Genomic DNA, 21831 nt, shown 5'->3' with positions numbered 1-21831 from the left:
ATAATTATTTCCGGCGGAAGAGCTTCGCCACACCCACGGCCGCAGCCCCCAGGGCGGCACCCACGCCGAAGACCGCGCCGACCGGTGCGCCCTCGCGCACCTCATTGCGCACGCGAATAACGGCGGGTTCTGGAACCGGCGGGTGCGCGTACTTCAAGGATTCTGCGGTCGTCGCGGTCCATGCGGAAATATACAGCACCACGCGCCACACCAAGTACATGACGATCATCAGGACGATGACCGGGCCAAAGACCGCACCGGCCGGGCTGCCGGTGGCAGAGGACATAATCACCGTGGACAGCTGCTTAATAGCCTCGAATGCCACCGCACCAATGGCAGCGCCGATAAAGCCGGACTTCTTAGGCACCTTCGTGCGCGGCAGGATCATAATCAGCCACCACATGACGATGAAGTTAGCGATAAGTCCCAGCAGCAGGCCACTAAAGAAGAACACGTAGCCCATGCCAGGGAAGGAATCGATGCCCAACAGATCGAAGACCTTCTGCGTAAGCCCAGAGGAACCCGCCGCGGTCACGCCGAAGGCCACGACAAAGGCGACGATCAGGCCGATAAGGCCCAGAAGATCCGAGAACTTCTTCTTCAGGAAGGAGCCACCGTCGTTGGCATCGATGCCCCACATGGCGGAAATGCCGATGCGCAGGTGGTTCATCCACCCCAGTCCGGACCACAGGGTGGTCAAACCACCGATACCGAACATGGCACCGCGCTGGTCAATGGCCTTATCCAAGATCTCATTGACCGACTCGCTGAGGTTCCCGTCAATGGAGTCCGTGATATAGGACTGCAAGTCATTGAGCAGGTCCTCGCGGTTAGCAAGGACGGCGGCGATGGTGGCCACCAGCAGCATCGCCAACGGGAAGATGGACAGCACCGAGTAATAGGTAATGCCGGCGGAAAATTGGTTACCGCCCTCTGCGGCATAGCGCTCTTGCATGCGCATGAGGTGATCAACCATGGGCGATTTACGCCGGACCTTATCTATCGCTCCCGGATCATCGGCGTTGGCACGCTCGATACCGTAGTGGTCCGTCTTTTTAGAGGAGGATTGCGTGGTGGTGGACACGTGCTTCCCTTCTTGTTCGCACAGCGTTTATCCTCGTATAGCGTAGCTGGCAAACATCCACTTGTCCCTCGGTGGGGTGGGTTAAGGGGTACCTACTACCTGCGCGGGCGAGGAAGGAAGCCGACTTTTTCATAGACGGCATCGACAAGCGGCTGCGCTACTTCCTGTGCGGTCTGGGCGCCGCGCTCCAAGATGCGCTCCAGCTCGCCGCGATCCGCCATGAGCTCGTCGTAGCGCTGCTTGAGCGGGGTGGTAAAGGCCTCGAGCGCCTCCGCTGTATCCACCTTCAGGTGCCCGTAGCCCTGGCCGGCGTACTTTTCCACCAAGGAGTCGATGGACTCGCCAGTCAGCGCGGATTGGATGACCAGCAGGTTCGATACGCCCGGCTGGTTTTCCCGGTCGAAGGCAACCGAGCCCAGGTCATCGGTCACGGCGGACTTAATGCGCTTGGCAGAGGTCTTCGGGGCGTCGAGCAGGTTGACCAGGCCCTTGGGGTTGGGGCCGGACTTAGACATCTTGGACGTCGGATCCTGCAGGTCATAGATCTTCGCCGCGCCCTCTGGAATGAACGGCTCCGGCACGTGGAAGGTCTCGCCGTACTTATTATTAAAGCGCTCGGCCAGATTGCGGGTGAGCTCCAGGTGCTGGCGCTGGTCCTCGCCCACCGGCACGTAATCCGGCGAGTACAGCAGGATATCGGCCGCCATCAGGATGGGGTAGGTAAAAAGACCCACCGAGGTGCGATCGGCGCCGCGCTTGGCGGATTTATCCTTGAACTGCGTCATGCGGGAGGCCTCGCCGAAGCCGGTCAGGCACTGGAATACCCAGGTCAGCTCCGCATGGGCGGGCACGTGGGACTGGACGAAGAGGGTGGATTTTTCCGGGTCGATGCCCAGCGCGATGAGCTGTGCAGCACCCGCCATGGTGCGGTTGCGCAGCTCCTCCGGATTCTGCTCCACGGTAATCGCGTGCAGATCCGGGATGAAGTAAAAGGCATCGTAGCCTTCCTGCAGGTCGATCCACTGCTTCAGCGCTCCCAAGTAATTTCCCAAGTGATAGGAATCAGCGGTGGGCTGAATGCCGGAAAGTACGCGGGACGCAGAATTAGATGCAGTGGAATCAGTCATGTCAGGTAATGTTACTCCGTCATTTTTGCTTGTTGATTGGCCGCCCCAAGATGTTGCGCGGCATCATCAAAAATCGAGACCAGCCGGACGCCGCGGGTAACGTGCGGCGTCCACGAGGTGTCGATCACGTCATCGAGGTTGTCATCCTCCAGCGAGGTCACATACGCCTTGACCTGCTCCAATGCTTCCTGGGTATAGCTGCGGAGCTTGCCGATGTCCTGCGTGGTCACCGCACGCGCTTCCTCCGCCGATTGGCCATAGCCCATGGCATCCGGCAGGTCGAGGTCGTAGCGCTGCCACAGCTCTTCTTCCCCAGTCAGTTGCGCTAGCTGCAGGTCTGCCATGCGGCCGGTGTGCCATAGCAGCCACGTGATCGAATTCGGGTGATCACCAAAGTGCGCATTGGCGGTCTCGTTAGTCAGATCCGGCAATGCGGCGAGCGCATCGAGCGGGCGTTGCGCCATGTCCGTAAGCAGATCGATAGCCCTCATCGCCAGACCGCGCCCTTAGACCTTGCGGGAGGTGGGACTGACGATGTCCATGAAGACGGCGAAACCGGTCACCATGAAGGCACCGCCGACGCCCATGAGGACGATGGGGCCAAGGAAGGCGAAGGACGGTCCGACAGCGGTCCACCACCAGATGCTCAGGGCGAGGATTACGGCGCCAAGGACAAAAGGAATAATTGCGCGAGCCATGAACTTTCTCCGTTGCAGATTTCGAAATTTTTAACGTGTTAATACTAGCACTACTGCTTGTGCTTGGGGGTCCTTTGCCTGCCCACATCCTCCTTGTTGAAGGTCCATTGCTGCTGCACATCCACTCCCCTCGCTCCCGGCGAGTGCTTGCCGCTGGGGCGGGTAATGGATGCGTGAGCGGTCGGCCGCGCGATCCGGTTGCTATTTAGCTCCTCGAGGCTGAGCGGGGAGGAAAAATCGCTTGCGGTGCGCTTGTTACGAATCAGCGGCCGGGTAATCGGGCTGGCGTAGCGGGTGGCCGCGCCCGCCTTCCGCTTGGCCCGGCGGGCACCATCGCGCACGATGCGCGCCGATAGCCGCAGGCGCGGATCCATCTGTTGCTCGCCGTCGCGGTACTCGAAGACGGGCAGGCCCTTCTTAAAGTAGATAGCCGCAAGGCGCGCGCTAAAGCAGACTAGGGCGGTGATGATCGCCGTGGGTTCCTCCGATAGCCCGGCGCGCAGGAGGATCATGTAGAGTCCGGCCGCCAGGATCGAGATGGCCGCATAAAATTCTCCGGAAAATACCAGCGGAATGCGGTCTGAGAGCAGATCGCGCAGCACGCCGCCGAAGACGCCGGAGATGACCGCGGATACCGAGGCGATGATGAAGCCGTAGCCCAAGTGCGCGGCAATCTGGGTGCCCAGCACGGAAAAGACCGCCAGCCCCAAGGCATCGAGGATGAGGAAGAGGTGGCGGAAATAGTGCATGAGAAAGGACATGCCCACCGTGACGATGGCGGCGGCGATGACGATGACCAGATAGATGGGGTGTTCCACCCAGGTCAGCGGTGGATCCGCAAGCACGATATCGCGGACGGTGCCGCCGCCTAGCGCCGTGATGGAGGCGATCATCGTCACGCCGAACAGGTCGAGTTTTTGTCGGCCGGCCGATAGCGCAGCCGTCATGGACTCGGCGGTAATGCCGATGACGTACAGGACGCTAAATAGCGGCGACATCAGACGTATTCCACCAGCAGCGGCGAGTGATCGGACCAGCGCTGCTCCACGGTCGGGGCCTTATCCACCCAGGTGCGCTGCGCGCGATCGAGCAACGGCTGGGTAGCGGCCTGGTAATCAATGCGCCAGCCCGCATCGTTATTGAAGGCCTGGCCGCGATAGGTCCACCAGGTATAGGGTCCGTCGGATTCTGGGTGGAGCCGGCGCGCCACGTCGAACCACTGCGGCGCGGTGGCCGGCTCCCACGGCGTGGTGCCCGCGTAGTCTACGACGCCGAGCCATTCGCCCAGGTTCTTTTTCTCCTGCGGCGCCTCATCCGGGAAGCTGCCAAAGACGTGGTCTAAGAACGCACGCTCTTCCGGCAGGTGGCCGGCTTTCTTTTCGTTGGCCTTATTATTCTTCAAGTCTTGGGCCCGGTGGCAGATATTCCAGTCGCCGCCGATGACCATGTCCTTATCGGCGTTTTCTGCCAGCACGGAATCGAATTCGTCCAAGAAGCGGTACTTTTCATCCAGCTTCGGCGAATCGGTATCACCGGAAGGCAGATACAGCGAGGCCACGCGGATATCGCGGGTGGTGGCGGCAATCCAGCGGCCGGCATCGGTGAAGGAGCCGAAACCGATTTCGACATCGGCAAGCGGCGTGCGCGAGAGGATGCCGACTCCGGCGCGGCCCTTAGCGGCGGCATCGGCAAGCTCCAAGTGCCAGCCCGCCTCCAGGGCGGGCGCCAGGGCCTTTGTGGCTTGGTCCGGGGTGGCGCGGACCTCTTGCATCAGCACGATATCGGCCGGGGTCTGTTCCAACCAGGCATTCATGCCGGGGTTATTCTCATTGCGCTGCTTGCAGGCGGCGCGGATTCCATTGACGTTGACGCTAGCGATGGTAAGGCTCATGGTGCTCCAGAATATAGGCGTGTGCGGTGGTAGTTCTAGCCGCGATTGGCAAGGCGTTTTTTATCCCACATTGTTATCGCCCACACAACGCAGCCTGCGGCCGCCAAGCCGGCGCCCGCCAGCGCCGGAGCAGAGTAGCCCAGGCCCGCGCCGACGACGATGCCGCCGATGGTCGCACCGGCCGCGTTCGCGATATTGAGCGCGGACTGGTTGAGCGCGGCGGATAAGGTCTGGGCATCGCCTGCCACGTGGACCAAGCGCAGTTGCAGGGAGGGAACCAGCGTGGAGCCCATAAACGCCACCATGCCAAAGCAAATGGTGGCCGGGATGGCGTGGCTGGAAAGGAAGTAGAAGGCGGTGAGGATGATGATCAGGCTGGCCAAGGCGAAAATGATCCCGAATTCGAGGTTGCGGTCCGCCAACCAGCCGCCAAAGGCATTGCCAATCGTCATGCCAATGCCGTAGGCCATGAGCACGACCCAAATCAGGCTATCGCTCAGGCCCGCGACCTCGGTCATGGTCCAGGAGATATAGGTATAGACGGAGAACATGCCGCCGAAACCGACCACGCCCATGATGACGGTGAGCCACACCTGGCTGTTTTTGAAGGCGCCGAACTCGGTGCGGATATCCGTTTGTTTCATCTCCGTCATGTGCGGCATGAGGAAGAACAGGGCCACGGCGGTAATAAGGCCGATGACCACGACCACCAGGTAGGCCGCGTGCCAGCCCAGCGCGGAACCCAAGGCCTGTGCCGCGGGCACGCCGATGACCGTGGCGATGGCAAGGCCCATGCCCACAAACGCCATGGCCTTGCCGCGCCCGCCGGGAGGGGCCATCGATGCCGCAGACAGGTTGGCCACGGAGAAGTACGCACCGTGGGGCATGCCGGCGATAAAACGGGCCACCATGAGCACCCAGTAATTCGGCGCAAGGACCGACAGCAGGTTGCCCACCACCAAAAAGCCGATAAGCAAGAGGATAAGGCGGCGGCGCGGGAGTTTGCCGGTAAACGCCGCAATCAGGGGCGCACCGACCACCACGCCGAGGGCGTAGGTAGTAATCAGCGTGGAGGCGGTATCCTCAGAAACCCCGAAGTCCTCCGCGATCAGCGGCAGCAGGCCCATCGAGACGAACTCGGTGGTACCGATAGCAAACGCGCCAAGGGCCATCGCCACCATGACGATGGTGCGGCGCGCGGTAGAAATCTCCGTCTGGCGGGGCAAAGGCCGACGGTGAATGCGGTGTTCATGGGCGCTGCGCGGGCTTAACTGATCGATAATTTTCACGAGGGGCGACGATACACCCCACCTGGGCATAAAGCATGTTCAGGGCGTGGACAGGTGAAGAGATTTACCCAGCGCATGGCCCCGTGACCGATGCCACCCAGCCCCAGAATGTACCGAGCGCTCCACATGGAGCGGACAAAATCGGTAATCTGGTCATCTGAAGAAATTTTCCCACATTTAATAGGAGAATCATGGCTAAGATTACGTGGACCCGTACCGATGAGGCGCCGCTTCTGGCGACCTACTCCCTCAAGCCCATCGTGGAGGCCTTCGCTTCCACCGCGGGCATTGACGTAGAAACCCGCGATATTTCCCTGGCTGCCCGCATCGCCGCGCAGTTCCCGGAGCGCCTCACCGAGGAGCAGAAGGTGGAAGACGCCCTGGCTGAGCTGGGGAAAATGGCCAAGACCCCAGAGGCTAATATCATCAAGCTGCCGAATATTTCGGCTTCCCTGGTGCAGCTAAAGAAGGCCATCGCCGAGCTGCAGGCCGCCGGCTACGACCTGCCTGATTACCCGGATAATCCCTCCACCGACGAAGAAAAGGACATCGCGGCCCGCTACGATTCCGTCAAGGGCTCCGCCGTTAACCCCGTCCTGCGTGAAGGTAACTCCGACCGCCGCGCGCCGGAGGCCGTAAAGAACTTTGTTAAGAAGCACCCCCACCGCATGGGCGAGTGGTCCAAGGATTCCAAGACCAACGTCGCCACCATGGACGATAACGACTTCCGCCACAATGAGAAGTCCGTCATCATCCCCGAGGAAGATACCCTGTCCATCGTGCTGAAGACCGCCGACGGCGAGCAGACCCTGCTGCCGGAGCTGCCGGTACTTAAGGACGAGGTCATCGACGGCACCTTCATGTCCGCCAAGGCCCTCGATGAGTTCCTGCTGCAGCAGGTCAAGCGCGCCAAGGAAGAGGGCGTGCTCTTTTCCACCCACCTGAAGGCCACCATGATGAAGGTCTCTGACCCCATCCTCTTCGGCCACGTCGTGCGCACCTACTTCGCCGATGTCTTTGATAAGTACGGCGACGAGCTCATCTCCGCCGGCCTGAACGGCGAGAACGGCTTGGGCTCCATCCTGGAGGGCCTAGACAAGCTCGACAATGGCGAGGAGATCAAGGCTGCCTTCGAATCCGCGCTTGCCGATGGCCCCGATCTCGCCATGGTCAACTCCCACAAGGGCATCACCAACCTGCACGTGCCTTCCGATGTCATCATTGACGCCTCCATGCCGGCAATGATCCGCACCTCCGGCCACATGTGGAATAAGAACGACGAGGAGCAGGACACCCTCGCCGTCATCCCAGATTCCTCCTACGCCGGCGTGTACCAGGCCGTCATCGAGGACTGCAAGGAAAACGGCGCCTTTGACCCCACCACCATGGGTACCGTGCCAAACGTCGGCCTGATGGCTAAGAAGGCCGAGGAGTACGGCTCCCACAACAAGACCTTCAAGGTTCCCGCGGACGGCACCGTTGAGGTCCGCAACTCCAAGGGCGAGGTGCTCATCGAGCACGACGTCGAGGCCGGCGATATCTGGCGCGCCTGCCAGACCAAGGACGAGCCGATCCAGGATTGGGTCAAGCTCGCCGTCAACCGCGCCCGCCTGTCCGGTATGAAGACCATTTTCTGGCTCGACCCAGAGCGCGGCCACGACCGCAATATCCAGTCCTTGGTGGAAAAGTACCTGAAGGACCACGACACCGAGGGCTTGGACATTGAGATCCAGGATCCGGTCACCGCTACCAAGACCTCCATCGAGCGCATCCGCCGCGGCGAGGACACCATCTCCGTGACCGGTAACGTGCTGCGTGACTACAACACGGACCTCTTCCCCATCCTCGAGCTGGGTACCTCCGCAAAGATGCTGTCCGTGGTTCCATTGATGGCAGGCGGCGGCCTCTTCGAGACCGGTGCCGGCGGCTCCGCCCCGAAGCACGTCCAGCAGGTGCAGGAAGAAAACCACCTGCGCTGGGACTCCCTCGGTGAGTTCCTGGCGCTGGCCGAGTCCTTCCGCCACGAGAACCAGACCAACGGCAACGAGAAGGCCGGCGTGCTGGCCACCACCCTGGACAAGGCCACCGAGCGCCTGCTGAACGAGGGCAAGTCCCCATCCCGCAAGGTGGGCGAGAACGACAACCGCGGTTCCCACTTCTTCCTGGCCACCTTCTGGGCCGAGGAGCTGGCTAACCAGACCGAGGATGCCGATCTCGCGGCCACTTTCAAGGACGTCGCCTCCGACCTTTCCGGCAAGGCCGATGAAATCTCCCAGGCTCTTATCGATGCCCAGGGTGAGCCCGCCGACCTCGGCGGCTACTACTGGCCCAACGACGAGAAGACCTCCGCTGTCATGCGCCCTGTCGCACAGTTCAACGAGATCATCGATGGCCTGAAGAAGTAAACCCGCGTTAGGTTTCTAGCCACAGACCGCCTCGATTACTCCTCGGAGTTCGAGGCGGTCTTTTCTTGCTTCGTTCGCCGAAATCCGGCCAAAACAACCGCTTTTATCACCAAATCTACCCATCTAACTGCGCAAACTTTTTCTTGCTCGTTTCTTGCTTCTCAAGCCAAAACGGTTGCGCCCGCTAGCGTGGTGTGGAGCTCGTGGTAAGCCTCACGGCCGTGCACAATAGGGCGACCATCATATCGATCCAACGGACCTGACCTCCGCCTCGTCGGCGCCGTACTAGCTGAGCAGCATAAGGATTGGGTTCCGCAAAAACTCTTTACGCGGCAGGCGAGCACAAGCGGCTAGCCGAGGAAACCAGGAACAACTTCATCGATGGCCTGAGAAAGTAAAAGCTTCTTCACCAGCTAATTTTCACCGCGCGTTCCCTTCACTGGGGCGCGCAGTGTCGTCGTTTTCGCTCCTTCAATTTCACACAACTGAAAAAATTTTTTCACCTTCCGGGAACCAGGGTTGCCTAAGTTCCGACTATTAGTGCAGTTGATATCAGCACCCATGCAACTGACCACTAAGCACGAAAGAGAACTATTTTATGAGTCGGACGGCTCTGCGTTCCTTCATCCAACGCATACACTTCTACGGCGGCATGTTCGTCGGCCCCTTCATCCTGATCGCAGCATTGACCGGCTGCCTCTACGCCCTAGCGCCGACCCTGGAAAAGTTTGCTTACCGCGACGTCATGACCGTTGAGGAAGTAAATAACCCGGTAAGCCTGGAGGACCAAATCAGCGCTGCCCAAAAGGAGCACCCGGATATGCCGGTCTCCCAGGTGTGGCCGGCGGAATCGGCGACGGACTCCACGCGCGTGCTGGTGGCAGATCCGGGCATCGACGAGAGCCTGCAGCGCACCGTGTTTATTAATCCGGCCGATGGCGAGGTCATTGGTGACTACCCCACCTACTCCGGCCTGGGCGAAATGCCGCTGCGCCGCTGGATCTCCTCGCTGCATGAAAGCTTCCACCTAGGCCAGCCGGGCGAGCTCTATTCCGAGCTAGCCGCCTCCTGGCTGTGGGTCTTAGCCTGCGGCGGCCTTTACATGTGGTGGATTCGCCGCCGGCCCAAGAAGGCTGCCGCACCGCTAAAGAAGCAGCCACAGCGCTCCAAGCGCTGGAAGGCCACCCGCCTGCACTCCACGATGGGCGCTTGGATTTTCATCGGGCTTATTGGCCTGTCCGCCACCGGCATTACTTGGTCCCAGCTGGCCGGCGAGAACGTCAATTCCGTGGTGGAAAAGATGAACTGGAAGGCCACGCCGGTTGAAACCGCGCTCGCCACCGATTCCTCCGCCGATGGCGGACACGATACCCACGCCGGGCACGAAGGCCACGGTGCTCACGGCGCCCACGGCGCTCACGGCGGGGATGCGGAAGCTGCGGGCGAAGCGCCGGAGCCGGAGGTCATCGCCGAGCAGGCCGAGCGCGTCTATGCCACCGGCCGCGCGGAAGGACTAACGGGCCCGCTGCGCCTGTACGCCCCGGAGGACACCAACTCGGGGTGGAAGGTCAGCGAGCGCTGGGTCGAGTGGCGCTATACCTCCGATGAGATATCCGTCGACGGTTCCACCGGCGAGGTCATCGACCGCCTGCCTTTCTCCGAGCTGCCGCTATTTAGCAAGCTCAGCAGCTGGGGCATCTACCTGCACATGGGCATCATGTTTGGCCTACCGCTGCAGATTGCCCTCTTCGCCCTCGGCCTCGCCATTGCCGCCATGGTTGTTCTGGGCTACTACATGTGGTGGAAGCGTCGGCCGCAATTTGCACCTGGCTCCAAGCGGCACTTCTCCTGGGCCACCACCGGCCTGGGCGCGCTCTTTGCCGCCACCGTCGGTGTATTTATGCCGCTTTTGGGCATTACCCTTGCCGCATTCCTCGTACTAGACATCATCGTGATGAATACCGGAAAGCGCAAGGCCACCGCGCCAAAGAAGAAGGATGAAGACGCGGAGCTCGTTCCCGTGGGCTAGCAATCTTAGTGAAAGCCATCACACAGGGTGGAGTAAATGGGTACATTGGTCATTTATGACTAATCCATTACTCCACCCTTCATCATTGCCCTACCAACTCCCGCCGTTTGCGGAGATCAAGGTCGAGCACTACCGCCCCGCCTTCGACGAAGCGCTCGCGCTCCACGATGCCGAAATCTCCGCCATTACTGAAAATCCCGCTGCCCCCACCTGGGAAAACACCGTGGAAGCCCTCGAGCGTTCCGGCCAGGACCTCGACCGCGTGATGTCGGTCTTTGGCAATCTTTCTGGCACGGACGTCACCGATGAGATGGAAGAGATCGCCGCCGATATCTATCCGCGCCTGTCCGCCCACTACGACGCGATGTACCAGGACGAAAAGCTCTATCAGCGCATCAAGGACGCTACCCCGCCCGCCGGCGATGAGGAGGGCGCGCGCCTGCACGAACACCTGCTACGCACCTTTGCGCGCCAGGGAGCGGATCTCGATGCCGCCGGCAAGGCCCGCCTCTCCGATATCAACCAGCGCCTGTCCGCCCTATCGGAGGAATTCGGCCGCAATCTCATGGCCTCCACGCGCGAGCACGCCGTCGAGTTCACGGAGGAAGAGCTCGAGGGCCTGCCGCCGGAACGCATCGCCTCGGCCAAGGCGGATGCCAAGGCCCTAGGCCGCGAAGGCTACGTCATTCCGCTCGAGCTGCCTACCGTGCAATCGGAGCAGTCCCGCCTGGCTCGGGAGGGGGCGCGGAAGAAGCTCTATGCGGCATCGGCAAGCAGGGGCTCCGAGAACAACATTCCAGGGCTTATCGAGGCCGTCCAGCTGCGCGCCGAGCGCGCCGAGCTGCTGGGCTATGCCTCCCACGCCGATTACGTCATCGCGGAAGAAACCGCTGGCAGCGCCGACGCCGCGCGCGACATGCTCGCAGACCTCGCTCCCGCCGCCGCGGCCAATGCCGCCGGCGAGCACAAGCTGCTAGCCGAGGAAGCCACGCTCAACGAGCAAAACTTCCACGCCGCCGACTGGCCCTACTGGGAATCCAAGGTCCGCGCCCGCGACTTCTCGCTCGACGAGGAGGAACTGCGCCAGTACTTCCCCCTGGACAAGGTCCTTACCCAGGGCGTATTCGCTGCTGCCGAGCGCCTGTACGGCATTACCGTTGCCCCGCGCGAGGACCTGGAGGGCTATGCCGAGGGCGTGCGCGTCTGGGAGGTGCTCGACAAGGGTGTCGAGCACGGAGAAAATGACGAACACGAAGATAACGTCGAGCACGGCGATAAGGGAATCGGCCTGCTGCTCACGGATTACTTCGGCCGCCCCACCAAGCGCGGTGGCGCGTGGATGAGCCAGTTCGTGGGCCAGTCAGGCCTGCTGGAGCGCAAGCCGGTCATCGTCAACGTGCTGGGCATTACCAAGCCCGCCGATGGTTCCCAGCCCCTGCTGAGCCTGGACGAGGTGCACACCCTCTTCCACGAATTCGGCCACGCCTTGCACGGGCTGCTTTCCGATGTCCACTACCCCACCTTCGCCGGCACCAACGTCCCGCGCGACTGGGTGGAGTTCCCCTCGCAAATCAATGAGAACTGGGCGCTGGATAAGCAACTGGTCAAGCAGTATGCGCGCCACGTCGACACCGGCGAACCGATCCCCGATGAGCTGCTCGATGCCGTGACCGCCGCCTCCGAGTTTGGCCAGGGCTTTGCCACCTCGGAGTACTTGGCGGCCTCCATTATCGATTTGGCGTGGCATTCGCTCAGCGCCAAGGACGCCGCAACGCTGGAGGCCACCCCGGAGGCCGTGGACGCATTCGAGGAGGAGGCCCTGCGCGCGGTGGGCCTGGATAACCCGCACATCGCCCCGCGCTACCGCTCAACGTACTTCAACCACATCTTCGCCGGCGGCTACTCCGCGGGCTACTACTCCTACCTGTGGGCGGAGGCGCTCGATGCCGATGGCTTCGAGTGGTTCAAGGAGCAAAGCGATCTGCGCGCCGCAGGACAAAAGTTCCGGGACCTCATCCTCTCTCGGGGCGCCTCCCGCGATTTCGGCGCGGCCTACCGCGACTTCCGCGGGCGCGATAAGGACGTCGCGCCGCTGCTCAAGCGCCGCAGCCTCTCCGGCGCCTAGCGGATACTGTCCAGCCAGGCGGCGTGCACGCGCGCCTCATCGTTTTCTTCCGGGTGAAAGCTCAAAGCGGTGACGGCGCCGTGGCGCACGCCCACGACCGCCTCCTCCGCGCCGTCGCGCGGCACGGTCGCGATGACCTCCACGCCCTCGCCCACGCGGGTGACCAGCGGGGCGCGGATGAAGCTCGCCTCGATGGGCAGCGTTTCTTCCCCGACCACGACCGGCACGGTGCGCTCGGCGGAAAAACGCTGGTTGCCAAAGGCATTGCGCCGCACGGTGATATCGAGCAGCCCCAGGGTCTGCTGGCCCGGCGAGGGGTTATCCAGCTCGCGGGCGCAATAAATCAGCCCGGCGCAGGTGGCGAGCACGGGCAGGCCTGCGGCCGCGGCCTCGCGCAGCGGACCTGCCACGCCGAAGGTGCGGGCGAGCTTGTCGATGACACTCGACTCCCCGCCCGGAATCACCAGCCCATCCAGGCCCTCGAGGTCGCGCGGCACGCGCACCCGGCGCGTGTCCGCCCCCAGGCCTTCGAGGATGTGCAGGTGTTCTTCCACGCCGCCTTGCAGCGCGAGCACCCCGATCGTGGCGCTAGCTTCTTGTGGCATGACCACGCGATTACCAGCCGCGCTCGGCCAGGCGGTGCGGTGCCGGCACATCGCCGACATTGATGCCGACCATGGCCTCACCCAGGCCGCGGGAGAGCTTGGCGAGCTCGGCGGGGTCATCGTAAAGCGTAGCGGCCTTCACGATGGCCTCCGCGCGCGCCGACGGGTTACCGGATTTGAAAATGCCGGAGCCCACGAAGACGCCTTCGGCACCCATCTGGCGGACGAGGGCGGCATCGGCAGGCGTGGCCACGCCGCCGGCAACGAAGAGGACGACCGGCAGCTTGCCCGTCTCCGCAACCTCCGCAACCAGGTCATACGGCGCCTGGAGTTCCTTGGCGGCGACGTACAGCTCGTCGCGGTCGAGGTGCTGCAGGCGGGCGATTTCCGCACGAATGGTGCGCAGGTGCTTGACGGCCTCGGAGACATCGCCAGTGCCGGCCTCGCCCTTGGATCGAATCATGGCCGCACCCTCGGTGATGCGGCGCAGGGCCTCGCCCAAGTTGGTCGCGCCGCACACGAACGGCACGTCGAAGTCCCACTTATTGATGTGGTTGACGTAATCGGCTGGGCTGAGCACCTCGGACTCATCGATGAAGTCCACGCCGAGCTCGCCCAGAATCTGTGCCTCGACGAAGTGGCCGATGCGCGCCTTCGCCATCACGGGGATGGATACGGCGTCGACGATGCCCTCGATAAGCTCCGGATCGGACATGCGGGCCACGCCGCCCTGGGCGCGGATATCGGCAGGCACGCGCTCAAGTGCCATGACGGCGCTCGCGCCCGCATCCTCGGCGATGCGCGCCTGTTCCGGGGTTACGACGTCCATGATGACGCCGCCCTTGAGCATGTCAGCTAGTCCACGTTTCACGCGCGTGGTCGCAATGTTTTCGGTCATGCACTCTATACTGCCCTGCTCAAGTGGTACAAGTAAAGAACCATTTCCCGCGTGTTGGGGTGTACCACTTATACTGTGTTCATGCCCCTGCGCCTCGACCCCGCCGATACGCGCGCCCTGCCTGTGCAAATTGCCGCCGCCGTGCGCGCCGATGTCACCTCCGGCGCCCTGCTTCCCGGCGAGCCCGTGCCCTCCACGCGCACTCTGGCCACCCAGCTCGGCGTCTCCCGCGGCAGTGTCGTTACCGCATATGAGCAGCTCACTGCCGAGGGCTACCTCAGCGCGGAAGTCGGCTCCGGCACCGTCATCAACCCCCGCCTGCCCCACAGCCCGCCGCCGCGCCCCGAGCCCGCGCCGCAGCCCCCTCCCACACCCGACCTCTTGGAACTGACCCCCGGCCTGCCCGATACCGCCGGCATTATCACCCCCGAATGGCGCGCGGCCTGGCGCGATGCCGCCGCCCAGCCGCTTTCCGATGCCCCTCCACTCCCCCACCACATCGCCAACCACCTGCGCCACATGCGCGGGCTGCGCGTGGATCCGCGGCGCATCGTCATCACCGCCGGTGCCCGCGATGGCCTCGCGCTCGTGCTGCGTACGCTGGGCACCGCGCTGCGCGTCGGCGTCGAATCTCCCGGCTATCCCAGCCTGCGGCGCATCCCGCAGGCCTTGGGCCATCAATTAGTAAACGCGCCCACCGATGCCGACGGCGTTACCGTTCCGGCCACCGACCTCGACGCGCTGATTGTCACCCCAAGCCACCAGTACCCGTATGGCGCGTCGCTGCCGGCCGAACGCCGCGCCGAACTCGTGGCCTGGGCCCGCCAGCACGGCGCTTTACTCATCGAGGATGATTTCGATTCCGAGCTGCGCTACGTAGGCCAGCCACTGCCCGCGCTCGCCGCGCTCGCCCCAGAGCGCACCGTGTTGCTCGGGACCTTTTCCACCGTGATTTCGCCGTCCATCGCCTGTGGCTATGTGGTGGTCCCGGATAGGCTGCGCGGGGGCATCGACAAGCAGCGCGATATCTTTGGCCAGCCGGTCGGTACCATCCCGCAGGCCGCGCTCGCCCATTACCTGGCCAGCGGGGCGCTGCGGCGCCACACCGGCCGCATGCGCCGGACCTATAAGCGCCGCCGCGACCTCGTGGCCGATGCCCTGGGCTCTCTCCCCGCCGCGCGCCTACTGCCCATCAATGGCGGTCTACATGCGGTTTTGCTGTGCGACCCGGCCATCGTCCCGCGTGCCGCCGCCCGCGGCATCAAGCTGACTCCGCTGCGCGAATACTGGGGCGGCGTGGACGCCGAAGACGGCGTCGTTTTAGGTTTTGGTCATTTAAGCGATGACGACCTGCGCCACAGCCTGAGCGCGGTCGCCGCCGCGCAACGCGAATGTTAGCCTGAATTTAAATGCCCTCGCACAGAAAGACGTAAGAATGACGCTTGGCCCGCTCGAACTTCTGCTCATGCTCATCCCGCTAGCTATCTACATCGGACTTATAGCCGGTGTCATTTATTTAATCGTGCAGGTCGCGCGCAATTCCAATGATATTAAGCAGAATTCGCAGGCCATCGCGCAACTTCGAGAGGCACAGAAAAACGGCCCCTCCGCTGGGCAGGGGCCGCATTCTTAAGCGCCTAGTCCGCAGGCTTTTCCGTATTTACCGCCTGCGAGAAGTTCTCGCTGAATTCCTTAAATCCCTTATTAAAGGTGCCCAGGTTTTCCATGAAGCCACCCATGATGTCTATGGGCAGTGGGAAGACGATGGTGGAGTTTTGGTCCGCGCCGAGCTCCAGCACCGTTTGTAGGTAGCGCAGCTGCAGCGCCGCCGGGGCCTTGCCCAGCTCCTCGGCGGCCTCGCGCAGCTCGCGGGAGGACTGCAGCTCACCGTGGGCCGAAATGACCTTGGCACGGCGCTCGCGCTCCGCCTCCGCCTCGCGCGCTAGGGCGCGCTGCATCATCTCTGGGATTTCTACGTCCTTGATCTCCACGATGCGGGTGAGCACTCCCCACCGTTCGGTTTGGCCGTTGATGATCGCCGCCAGGTCCTCGTTGAGCTCCTCGCGGTGGGCCAGCAAATCATCGAGGCTCGCCCGCCCCAAGAGCGAACGCAGGGTGGTCTGCGCAATCTGCGAGGTGGCCACGGCGTAGTTTTCGACCTCGAGGACCGCCTTGCTCGAATCGGTAACCTCGAACATGACCACCGCATTCACGCGCACGGACACGTTGTCCTTAGTGATGATTTCCTGCGGCGGAATCGTCAGCGTCACCACGCGCAAATCCACGCGCTCCAGCTTATCGATGCCCGGCAGCAAGAAATGCAGCCCCGGCTCCAGCATCGGCCGCAGGTGGCCAAAGCGGAAGGTCACGCCCCGCTCATACTGCTTAATCACCTTGAGCGAGTAAGACAAAAATACCCCGATGAGGGCGATGATGATGCCGATGACGATCGGCCAGAATACGGGAGCGGACACTTAGACTTCCCCTTCCAGTTCTTGACGCACCGAGCGATAGCGCGTGGATTTTCCGTACTTCGAACCATAGCGATCAACCTGCGCCGCCAATTCCGCCTCGCGGTTATCCATCTCCGGCACCACAAGCTGCGGCGCGTTCGAGGGCGTATTCCACAGGTGGCGGGCCAGCGGGTACACGCCGAATCCGGTAATGATGAGCACCGTGGCCAGTGTCAACGCCACCTCCGTGGGCGAATGATAGCTAATCAGCGAGGCCAACGGCAGCAGGTAGCCCATCGCCGCGACCGCCAGCGCGATGCCGCGGTGGAAACGCCCCGAATCCGAATGCGGCCACGGGTCCAATTGGCGCGTGACCTCCCGGCCGTGGTGCGAGACCGTGCACTGTTGCTTGACCGGGCAGGTATTGCACACGGTCGGGTTCGCACGGTAGCGCATGACGCGGTTTTCTGGGTCGAAGCTGGAGGGCCAGAGCCAGTGATCTTCGGGGCATCGCCAAGCATCGTGGTCTTCCAAGTACCGGAACGTGCCGGACTGGTTGGACATGGTGCGGTTGGCGGTTTGTTGCGCGAGCAGGTCGAATACCCAGGCCACTGCGAGCAGGAAGAGCCCGTAGCACGCGGATAGTACGGTAAATGCACCCGGCATTAGTCGTCCTTCTTATCCGAGCGGTAGGTACCGCCCCACTTGGTGCGCGATTCAAATTCCTGGCGCGGCGCGGTGGCTGAATCGCCGCGCTCGGCATCGGGATCTTCCTCCTCAACGAAGGCACCGCGCTCATCGATGTACCCGTAGCGCCGGCCCGTGGAGCTGCGCTTGTCGACGCGCCCCTTGCCGCCCGAAACCAGCCCCACCGAGGAACCCACGGGGACCTCGCCCGCGTGGTCGTCCTCGTCCGGGGTGATGATGCTAAACAGCGGGTTGGTTGGGTGCTCCTCCACCGTTGGGATCTCCTTCTTGTAGAGCACGCCGCGCAACGCCATCCAGAGGAAGGGCAGGACGCCGAGGAGGAACATGACATCGCCAGGCAGGCGCAGCCATTCCATGATGAAGTTGCCGGGCTGGGTGATATAGCCCAGCGACCGCGCTTCCACGTAGCCCGATCCGACGGATTCGTAGAGCTGCATGATGCCCAGCGGCAGGAGCGAAATGACCACCATCCACAGCAGGCCCAGGTTTTGCAGCCAGAAGGCCCAGCCCATGGCCTTATCGGACCACTTGTCCTTGGGGATGAGGTAGCGCAGCGCAAAGACCGACAGGCCCACGGCCAGGAAGCCGTAGACGCCCATCATCGCGCCGTGGGCGTGGTTCGCGGTAAGGGCCGTGCCGATTTCGTAGTAGGAAACGATAGGCAGGTTGACGAGGAAGCCGAAGATACCCGCGCCCAAGAAGTTCCAGAAACCGACGGAGACCAGGAACATCACTGCCCAGCGGTGCGGGAAGGGGCGCTCGCCCGAGGCGCGCTGGCGGGAGCCCAGCTGCATGAAGGTCCATGCCTCAACGGTCAACAGGGTCAGCGGCACGACCTCGGCGGCCGAGAAGAATGCGCCTAGGGCCATGTGCTCGACCGGGGTGCCCGAGAAGTACAGGTGGTGCATCGTGCCCAGCACGCCACCGGTGGAATAGAGGATGACGTCCAAGAAGATGATGCCCAGGGCGATCTTTTCGCGAACCACGCCGAGCAGGACGAAGACGTAGGCCACCATGACGGTGGTAAATAGCTCGAGGAAGTCTTCCACCCACAGGTGAACCACCCAGAAGCGCCAGAACTCCGCGACGGAGATGTGGGTTTCCGATCCCGCCAGGTTGCCCACCGCGTAGAACGCTGGGATGGCCAGGCCGGCGAAGAAGAAGAGCCACGGCATATTGGACTTGTGCTCGTTTTTCAGGCGGCCGCGCAGCTGGCGGTAGATGATGCCAATCCATACGAACATGCCGATGGTAAGCAGCACCTGGAAGAAGCGCGGCAGGTCCAGGTATTCCCATTGCTGGGAAAATAGCGTGCCCTCTTCGATGTAGCCCATGGTGGAAAGCCATTCAAAGGCCATGGATCCAAAGACCACGACCGCGATGGCGCCGAGCAGGAACCATACGAGCCAATCCTGCTTCTTCGGTTCCTTCTTGCCCACGAACGAGGCCAGGAAGATGCCGGCCGCCAAGAGCCCGCCGGCGGTCCATAGGAGGGAAAGCTGCACGTGCCAGGTGCGCGAGACGTTATAGGGCAGGATTTCTTGCAGCGGGATGCCAAAGAAGCCGGTTAGTTCCGTGCGATAGTGCTGGCTGGCCGCACCCAGTAGCGCCTGGATTAAGAACAGCAACGCAATGACCAGGACGAACCAAGCCACCACCTTCTGCGACTTGGTCAGCCCAACCTCGCCCGGCTGCTTAAAGTCCAGGTTCGGTGCTTCTTCCGAATGCCAGCCGATGGACTTGGACCACCGACCGTAAATCGCAAAGATCAGACCGGTACCGCCGATAAGCGCGATGAGCGAGAGCACCGACCACACCACGAGATCCGCGGTCGGACCGTTGTCCACGCGCGATTCCGCTGGCCAGTTATTGGTATAGGAATAGTCGTGGCCCGGACGCTCTGCCGCCGAAGCCCACGCGGTCCAGCCGAAGAAGCCGACGAGGTTATTGATGTCTTGCTCATCGGTAATAAAGTCCGACGGCAAGCCACTGTTGTGGGAATCCGGGCCAAAGTACTGCGCGTAGTAGTCCTTATTGGCCTCGAACGCCGAAATCTGGTTATCGGTCCACTCCAGTACGCCCGTTTCTTCGTCATAGCGGTTGGTGCGGAATTCTTCAACCACGGCCTCTTCGGGAGTGGCGGAAGAATCAACGAAATCGGGAATACCGTTCGCGTCATTTTCCTCGCGGGCGTGGTCGAGGGCGCGGCGCAGGTACTCCGCCGTGTAGTCCGGGCCCAGGTAGGCACCGTGCCCCAGCACGGAGCCGTATTGCTGCAGGCCGCGGGCCTGGTACAGCGCCTGGCCGTTTGTGATTTCGTCCTTGGTGAGGACCGTTTCGCCCGTGGATTCGGAGACAATCTTTTCCGGCAACGGCATGGATGCGTCATAAGTGCGGTACGCCAAAAATCCCATGACCAAAAAGCCAAAGATCATGACGAGGGCGATGCCCTGCACCCACACGTTGCTCACCTTGAGGACCGGTTTCTTCCGGTCTTCAACCCCAGTCGTGGTGGTGGCCATAAAGTGTCCTTTTCACAGTTGTAGAGAGTTCGACATACATCATTATGAACGGACAAAGCGGTGTTAAATAGTCGAACGGAAGACCCCTACCCCCATTCGCCCACATCCGCCAGACCGCACGCGGGCATTATTGGGAAAATCGGTGCACCATATAGCCGGGTTCCGCCCCCAGAATGCCCACCCAGCTTGTTTACCCCCGGTTTTTCCGTAACAATTAATGCATGACATTCGCAGAGCACACTAAACGCAATTGGCTCATCACTTTTTTCGCTGCGATTTTCCTCGCCGCCATCGTTTGCATGATTTTCTTAAACGATCCGCACCGCACAATGGTGATCGCGATGGTTTTCATCGCATCATCACTCCTGCTCTTCGGCGCGATCCTAGGAATCTGGTACCTGTTTCAGCGCAAGCCAAAAAAGGAATCCGCAAGCGAGGATCGTTAGCTCAGACGCACCTCGACGAGCGTGCGGCCCGTAGGTTCCGCACTGCCTGCGGCGGGTTCCTCCGTCACCATGACCTTGACGGCATTGGTTTCAAAAGGCATCCACACTCCATCGTGCGGGTCTTGGCCGATGACGCCGGCCGAGGTCATCGTTTTGTCCTCGGAAATCGCCCACACCTGCGCGCCCATGCCTTCCTTCAGCTCAGGCTGGCCATCGACCATCGCGCCGGACTTGCCCATCGAGGCCGAGGACACGATATCCAGCCGCGCACCTGAGGCATCGGCCTTTCCTTGAATCAGGTCATCAGCCTCCATGATGTGGTGCATGGACTCCTCGCCCGACGATTCTGCGACCACGGTATTGCCCTCACCAGCGTCTTCTCCACCCTGGTGGGGAATCCACAGCACCACACCGGCGATCACAACGGCCGCGGCTGCGGGGACCGCAACAAAAGCCCGCCAGCGCCGGCGCGGCATCTCCACCACCTCGGCTTCCACGTCGAGGGAGGAAAATACCTTGTCCTTCATCTCGGGCGGCGGATCGATCTCAGGAAGGGAATCGAGGAAATCATCAAACTCCGCTTCAGAAAACTCGTGCGTGTTGCTCATTTCCCCTCCTTCCCGAGGATAAGTTTTAGTTTCTGCACGCCATCGCGCACGCGCGTCTTCGCCGTACCAATCGGTACATTTGTTGATTCTGCCAATTCGGCGCGGGTTAATCCAGCAAAGAATGCAAGCATCACGGCCGTGCGGTGCGGCTCGCCAATCTTGTCGACGGCCGCGCGCAGGCGCTGCGATTCCACTTTGCTGAGGGCTTCATCTTCGATGTCTAGGTGATAGGCGGCATCGGCAAGCGCGGCTTCGCGGTCATCCCGCTCCACGCTGGCAACGTGGCTGCGCAGCTTATCGACGGCCCGCCCATGCGCAATCCGCCCCGCCCACGAACGCGCCGTCCCCTTCTCCGGATCGAAGTCCACGGCCTTGGTCCACACCTCTACGAAGACGTCCTGGGCCACTTCCTCCGCCAACGCCTGATTGCGCAGGACGTGCAGGCACACGCTGTAAATGGTCGGCACGAGGGCGTCGTAGAACTGGCTGAAGGCACGCTTATCCCCCGCGGCGGACGCCGTCAAGAGGCGGTTTAATCGCGCGTGATCGTCGGGAGTGAGCGTAGACACAGGGTGTGAGTTTACCTCCAGCACTCGGGCGGGCATAACGGTGAATTAGTGCGCCATCTCATCGCTCATCATGGAATCAGACATCTTCGCATCGGATTCAGGCGCCATCATCTCGTCGCTTTTCATGGAGTCCTTGTCCATGCTGTCCGATTCAGGCGCCATCATCTCGGACGACGGGGTCATCATCTCAGACGAGGTCTCCCCAGACTTCGAGTCATCGTTATTGCAGGCAGCCAGGCTACCGGCGGCGATAGCAAGGGCAGCTGCGGCGGAAATGATCTTCTTCATGAGGGTTCTCCTTGTAGTCGCGGGCCGGCTTTTCCGGCCCTCTATCCACCCATTCGGAGCGGTAAGCGGAAACGGATTGGAAAACT

The 21831-nt window shown here is 62.1% G+C and carries 21 protein-coding genes; 6 read left to right on the top strand and 15 right to left on the bottom strand.

The genetic code is table 11. From position 1 onward, the window contains the following. Positions 1-4: 4 nt before the first annotated feature. The 7 genes from ACP8IT_RS02765 to ACP8IT_RS02735 all read right to left on the bottom strand — a co-directional run bounded on the left by ACP8IT_RS02765 (position 5) and on the right by ACP8IT_RS02735 (position 6089). The gene (locus tag ACP8IT_RS02765; protein ID WP_490290349.1) at positions 5-1084 is read right to left on the bottom strand and encodes a YhjD/YihY/BrkB family envelope integrity protein; all 1080 of its coding nucleotides are present in this window, start codon (positions 1082-1084) and stop codon (positions 5-7) included. 95 nt (positions 1085-1179) lie between these two features. Continuing rightward, positions 1180-2211, bottom strand: coding sequence for a tryptophan--tRNA ligase (trpS, locus tag ACP8IT_RS02760; protein ID WP_284897330.1), 1032 nt, complete (start codon positions 2209-2211; stop codon positions 1180-1182). An 11-nt stretch (positions 2212-2222) separates the two neighbouring features. Further along, positions 2223-2702 (bottom strand): DinB family protein, encoded by a 480-nt coding sequence (locus ACP8IT_RS02755; RefSeq protein WP_126318391.1) that lies wholly within the window; start codon positions 2700-2702, stop codon positions 2223-2225. Positions 2703-2717: 15 nt separating this feature from the next. Further along, complete coding sequence (locus tag ACP8IT_RS02750) at positions 2718-2909, bottom strand: hypothetical protein (RefSeq protein WP_005277318.1); 192 nt, start codon at positions 2907-2909, stop codon at positions 2718-2720. 50 nt (positions 2910-2959) lie between these two features. Beyond that, complete coding sequence (locus ACP8IT_RS02745) at positions 2960-3907, bottom strand: trimeric intracellular cation channel family protein (RefSeq protein WP_005277314.1); 948 nt, start codon at positions 3905-3907, stop codon at positions 2960-2962. Then, entirely contained in the window at positions 3907-4800 is an 894-nt protein-coding gene (locus ACP8IT_RS02740) for an exodeoxyribonuclease III (protein ID WP_490290348.1), read from the bottom strand. The genes ACP8IT_RS02745 and ACP8IT_RS02740 overlap by 1 nt, the downstream gene beginning before the upstream one ends. A 35-nt stretch (positions 4801-4835) precedes the next feature. Next, positions 4836-6089, bottom strand: a complete 1254-nt coding sequence (locus tag ACP8IT_RS02735; protein WP_302524857.1) for an MFS transporter — start codon at positions 6087-6089, stop codon at positions 4836-4838. Between the two features lie 191 nt (positions 6090-6280). On the opposite strand from ACP8IT_RS02735, the gene ACP8IT_RS02730 reads away from it, so the two are divergent. From ACP8IT_RS02730 to ACP8IT_RS02720, 3 genes are all read left to right on the top strand, one after another. Then, positions 6281-8494: an NADP-dependent isocitrate dehydrogenase gene (locus ACP8IT_RS02730; RefSeq protein WP_490290347.1), complete on the top strand. Its 2214-nt coding sequence runs from the start codon at positions 6281-6283 to the stop codon at positions 8492-8494. A gap of 598 nt (positions 8495-9092) precedes the next feature. Further along, positions 9093-10523 (top strand): PepSY-associated TM helix domain-containing protein, encoded by a 1431-nt coding sequence (locus tag ACP8IT_RS02725; RefSeq protein ID WP_490290346.1) that lies wholly within the window; start codon positions 9093-9095, stop codon positions 10521-10523. A gap of 55 nt (positions 10524-10578) precedes the next feature. Continuing rightward, positions 10579-12648, top strand: coding sequence for a M3 family metallopeptidase (locus ACP8IT_RS02720; protein WP_490298658.1), 2070 nt, complete (start codon positions 10579-10581; stop codon positions 12646-12648). On the opposite strand, the gene pdxT is transcribed toward ACP8IT_RS02720, so the two are convergent. Next, complete coding sequence (pdxT, locus tag ACP8IT_RS02715) at positions 12645-13253, bottom strand: pyridoxal 5'-phosphate synthase glutaminase subunit PdxT (protein ID WP_490290344.1); 609 nt, start codon at positions 13251-13253, stop codon at positions 12645-12647. The two genes, ACP8IT_RS02720 and pdxT, sit on opposite strands and share 4 nt — an antisense overlap. 10 nt (positions 13254-13263) lie before the next feature. Next, complete coding sequence (gene pdxS / locus ACP8IT_RS02710; protein ID WP_126318381.1) at positions 13264-14151, bottom strand: pyridoxal 5'-phosphate synthase lyase subunit PdxS; 888 nt, start codon at positions 14149-14151, stop codon at positions 13264-13266. An 81-nt stretch (positions 14152-14232) separates the two neighbouring features. Between pdxS and pdxR the strand changes: the two genes are divergently transcribed. Together pdxR and ACP8IT_RS02700 are read left to right on the top strand one after the other, a co-directional pair. Beyond that, positions 14233-15549 (top strand): MocR-like pyridoxine biosynthesis transcription factor PdxR, encoded by a 1317-nt coding sequence (gene pdxR / locus ACP8IT_RS02705; RefSeq protein ID WP_490290343.1) that lies wholly within the window; start codon positions 14233-14235, stop codon positions 15547-15549. Between the two features lie 37 nt (positions 15550-15586). Beyond that, a complete protein-coding gene (locus ACP8IT_RS02700) occupies positions 15587-15784 on the top strand; it encodes a hypothetical protein (RefSeq protein ID WP_023016815.1) in 198 nt (65 codons plus the stop codon). A 4-nt stretch (positions 15785-15788) separates the two neighbouring features. On the opposite strand, the gene ACP8IT_RS02695 is transcribed toward ACP8IT_RS02700, so the two are convergent. The 3 genes from ACP8IT_RS02695 to ACP8IT_RS02685 are packed head-to-tail and all read right to left on the bottom strand — an operon-like array spanning position 15789 to position 19834. Beyond that, positions 15789-16625 carry an SPFH domain-containing protein gene (locus tag ACP8IT_RS02695; protein WP_023028350.1) on the bottom strand — a complete coding sequence of 279 codons (837 nt, stop codon included), beginning with the start codon at positions 16623-16625 and terminating at the stop codon, positions 15789-15791. Further along, positions 16626-17270: a hypothetical protein gene (locus ACP8IT_RS02690; protein ID WP_490290342.1), complete on the bottom strand. Its 645-nt coding sequence runs from the start codon at positions 17268-17270 to the stop codon at positions 16626-16628. Beyond that, positions 17270-19834, bottom strand: a complete 2565-nt coding sequence (locus ACP8IT_RS02685; RefSeq protein ID WP_005277288.1) for a nitric-oxide reductase large subunit — start codon at positions 19832-19834, stop codon at positions 17270-17272. Before ACP8IT_RS02685 ends, ACP8IT_RS02690 begins: the two co-directional genes overlap by 1 nt. Positions 19835-20055: 221 nt before the next feature. Between ACP8IT_RS02685 and ACP8IT_RS02680 the strand changes: the two genes are divergently transcribed. Next, positions 20056-20280 (top strand): hypothetical protein, encoded by a 225-nt coding sequence (locus tag ACP8IT_RS02680; protein ID WP_023028348.1) that lies wholly within the window; start codon positions 20056-20058, stop codon positions 20278-20280. On the opposite strand, the gene ACP8IT_RS02675 is transcribed toward ACP8IT_RS02680, so the two are convergent. From ACP8IT_RS02675 to ACP8IT_RS02665, 3 genes are read right to left on the bottom strand one after another with little or no spacing between them, the layout of a single operon-like run. Beyond that, a complete protein-coding gene (locus tag ACP8IT_RS02675; RefSeq protein ID WP_023016811.1) occupies positions 20277-20888 on the bottom strand; it encodes an anti-sigma factor in 612 nt (203 codons plus the stop codon). The two genes, ACP8IT_RS02680 and ACP8IT_RS02675, sit on opposite strands and share 4 nt — an antisense overlap. Then, a complete protein-coding gene (locus tag ACP8IT_RS02670; RefSeq protein ID WP_490290341.1) occupies positions 20885-21493 on the bottom strand; it encodes a sigma-70 family RNA polymerase sigma factor in 609 nt (202 codons plus the stop codon). Before ACP8IT_RS02670 ends, ACP8IT_RS02675 begins: the two co-directional genes overlap by 4 nt. Positions 21494-21502: 9 nt before the next feature. Beyond that, a complete protein-coding gene (locus ACP8IT_RS02665) occupies positions 21503-21745 on the bottom strand; it encodes a hypothetical protein (RefSeq protein ID WP_284809125.1) in 243 nt (80 codons plus the stop codon). Positions 21746-21831: the final 86 nt, after the last annotated feature.

It is taken from the genome of Corynebacterium sp. LaCa_23 (genome assembly GCF_058182375.1).
This window is presented reverse-complemented; position numbering and strand designations above follow the sequence as displayed.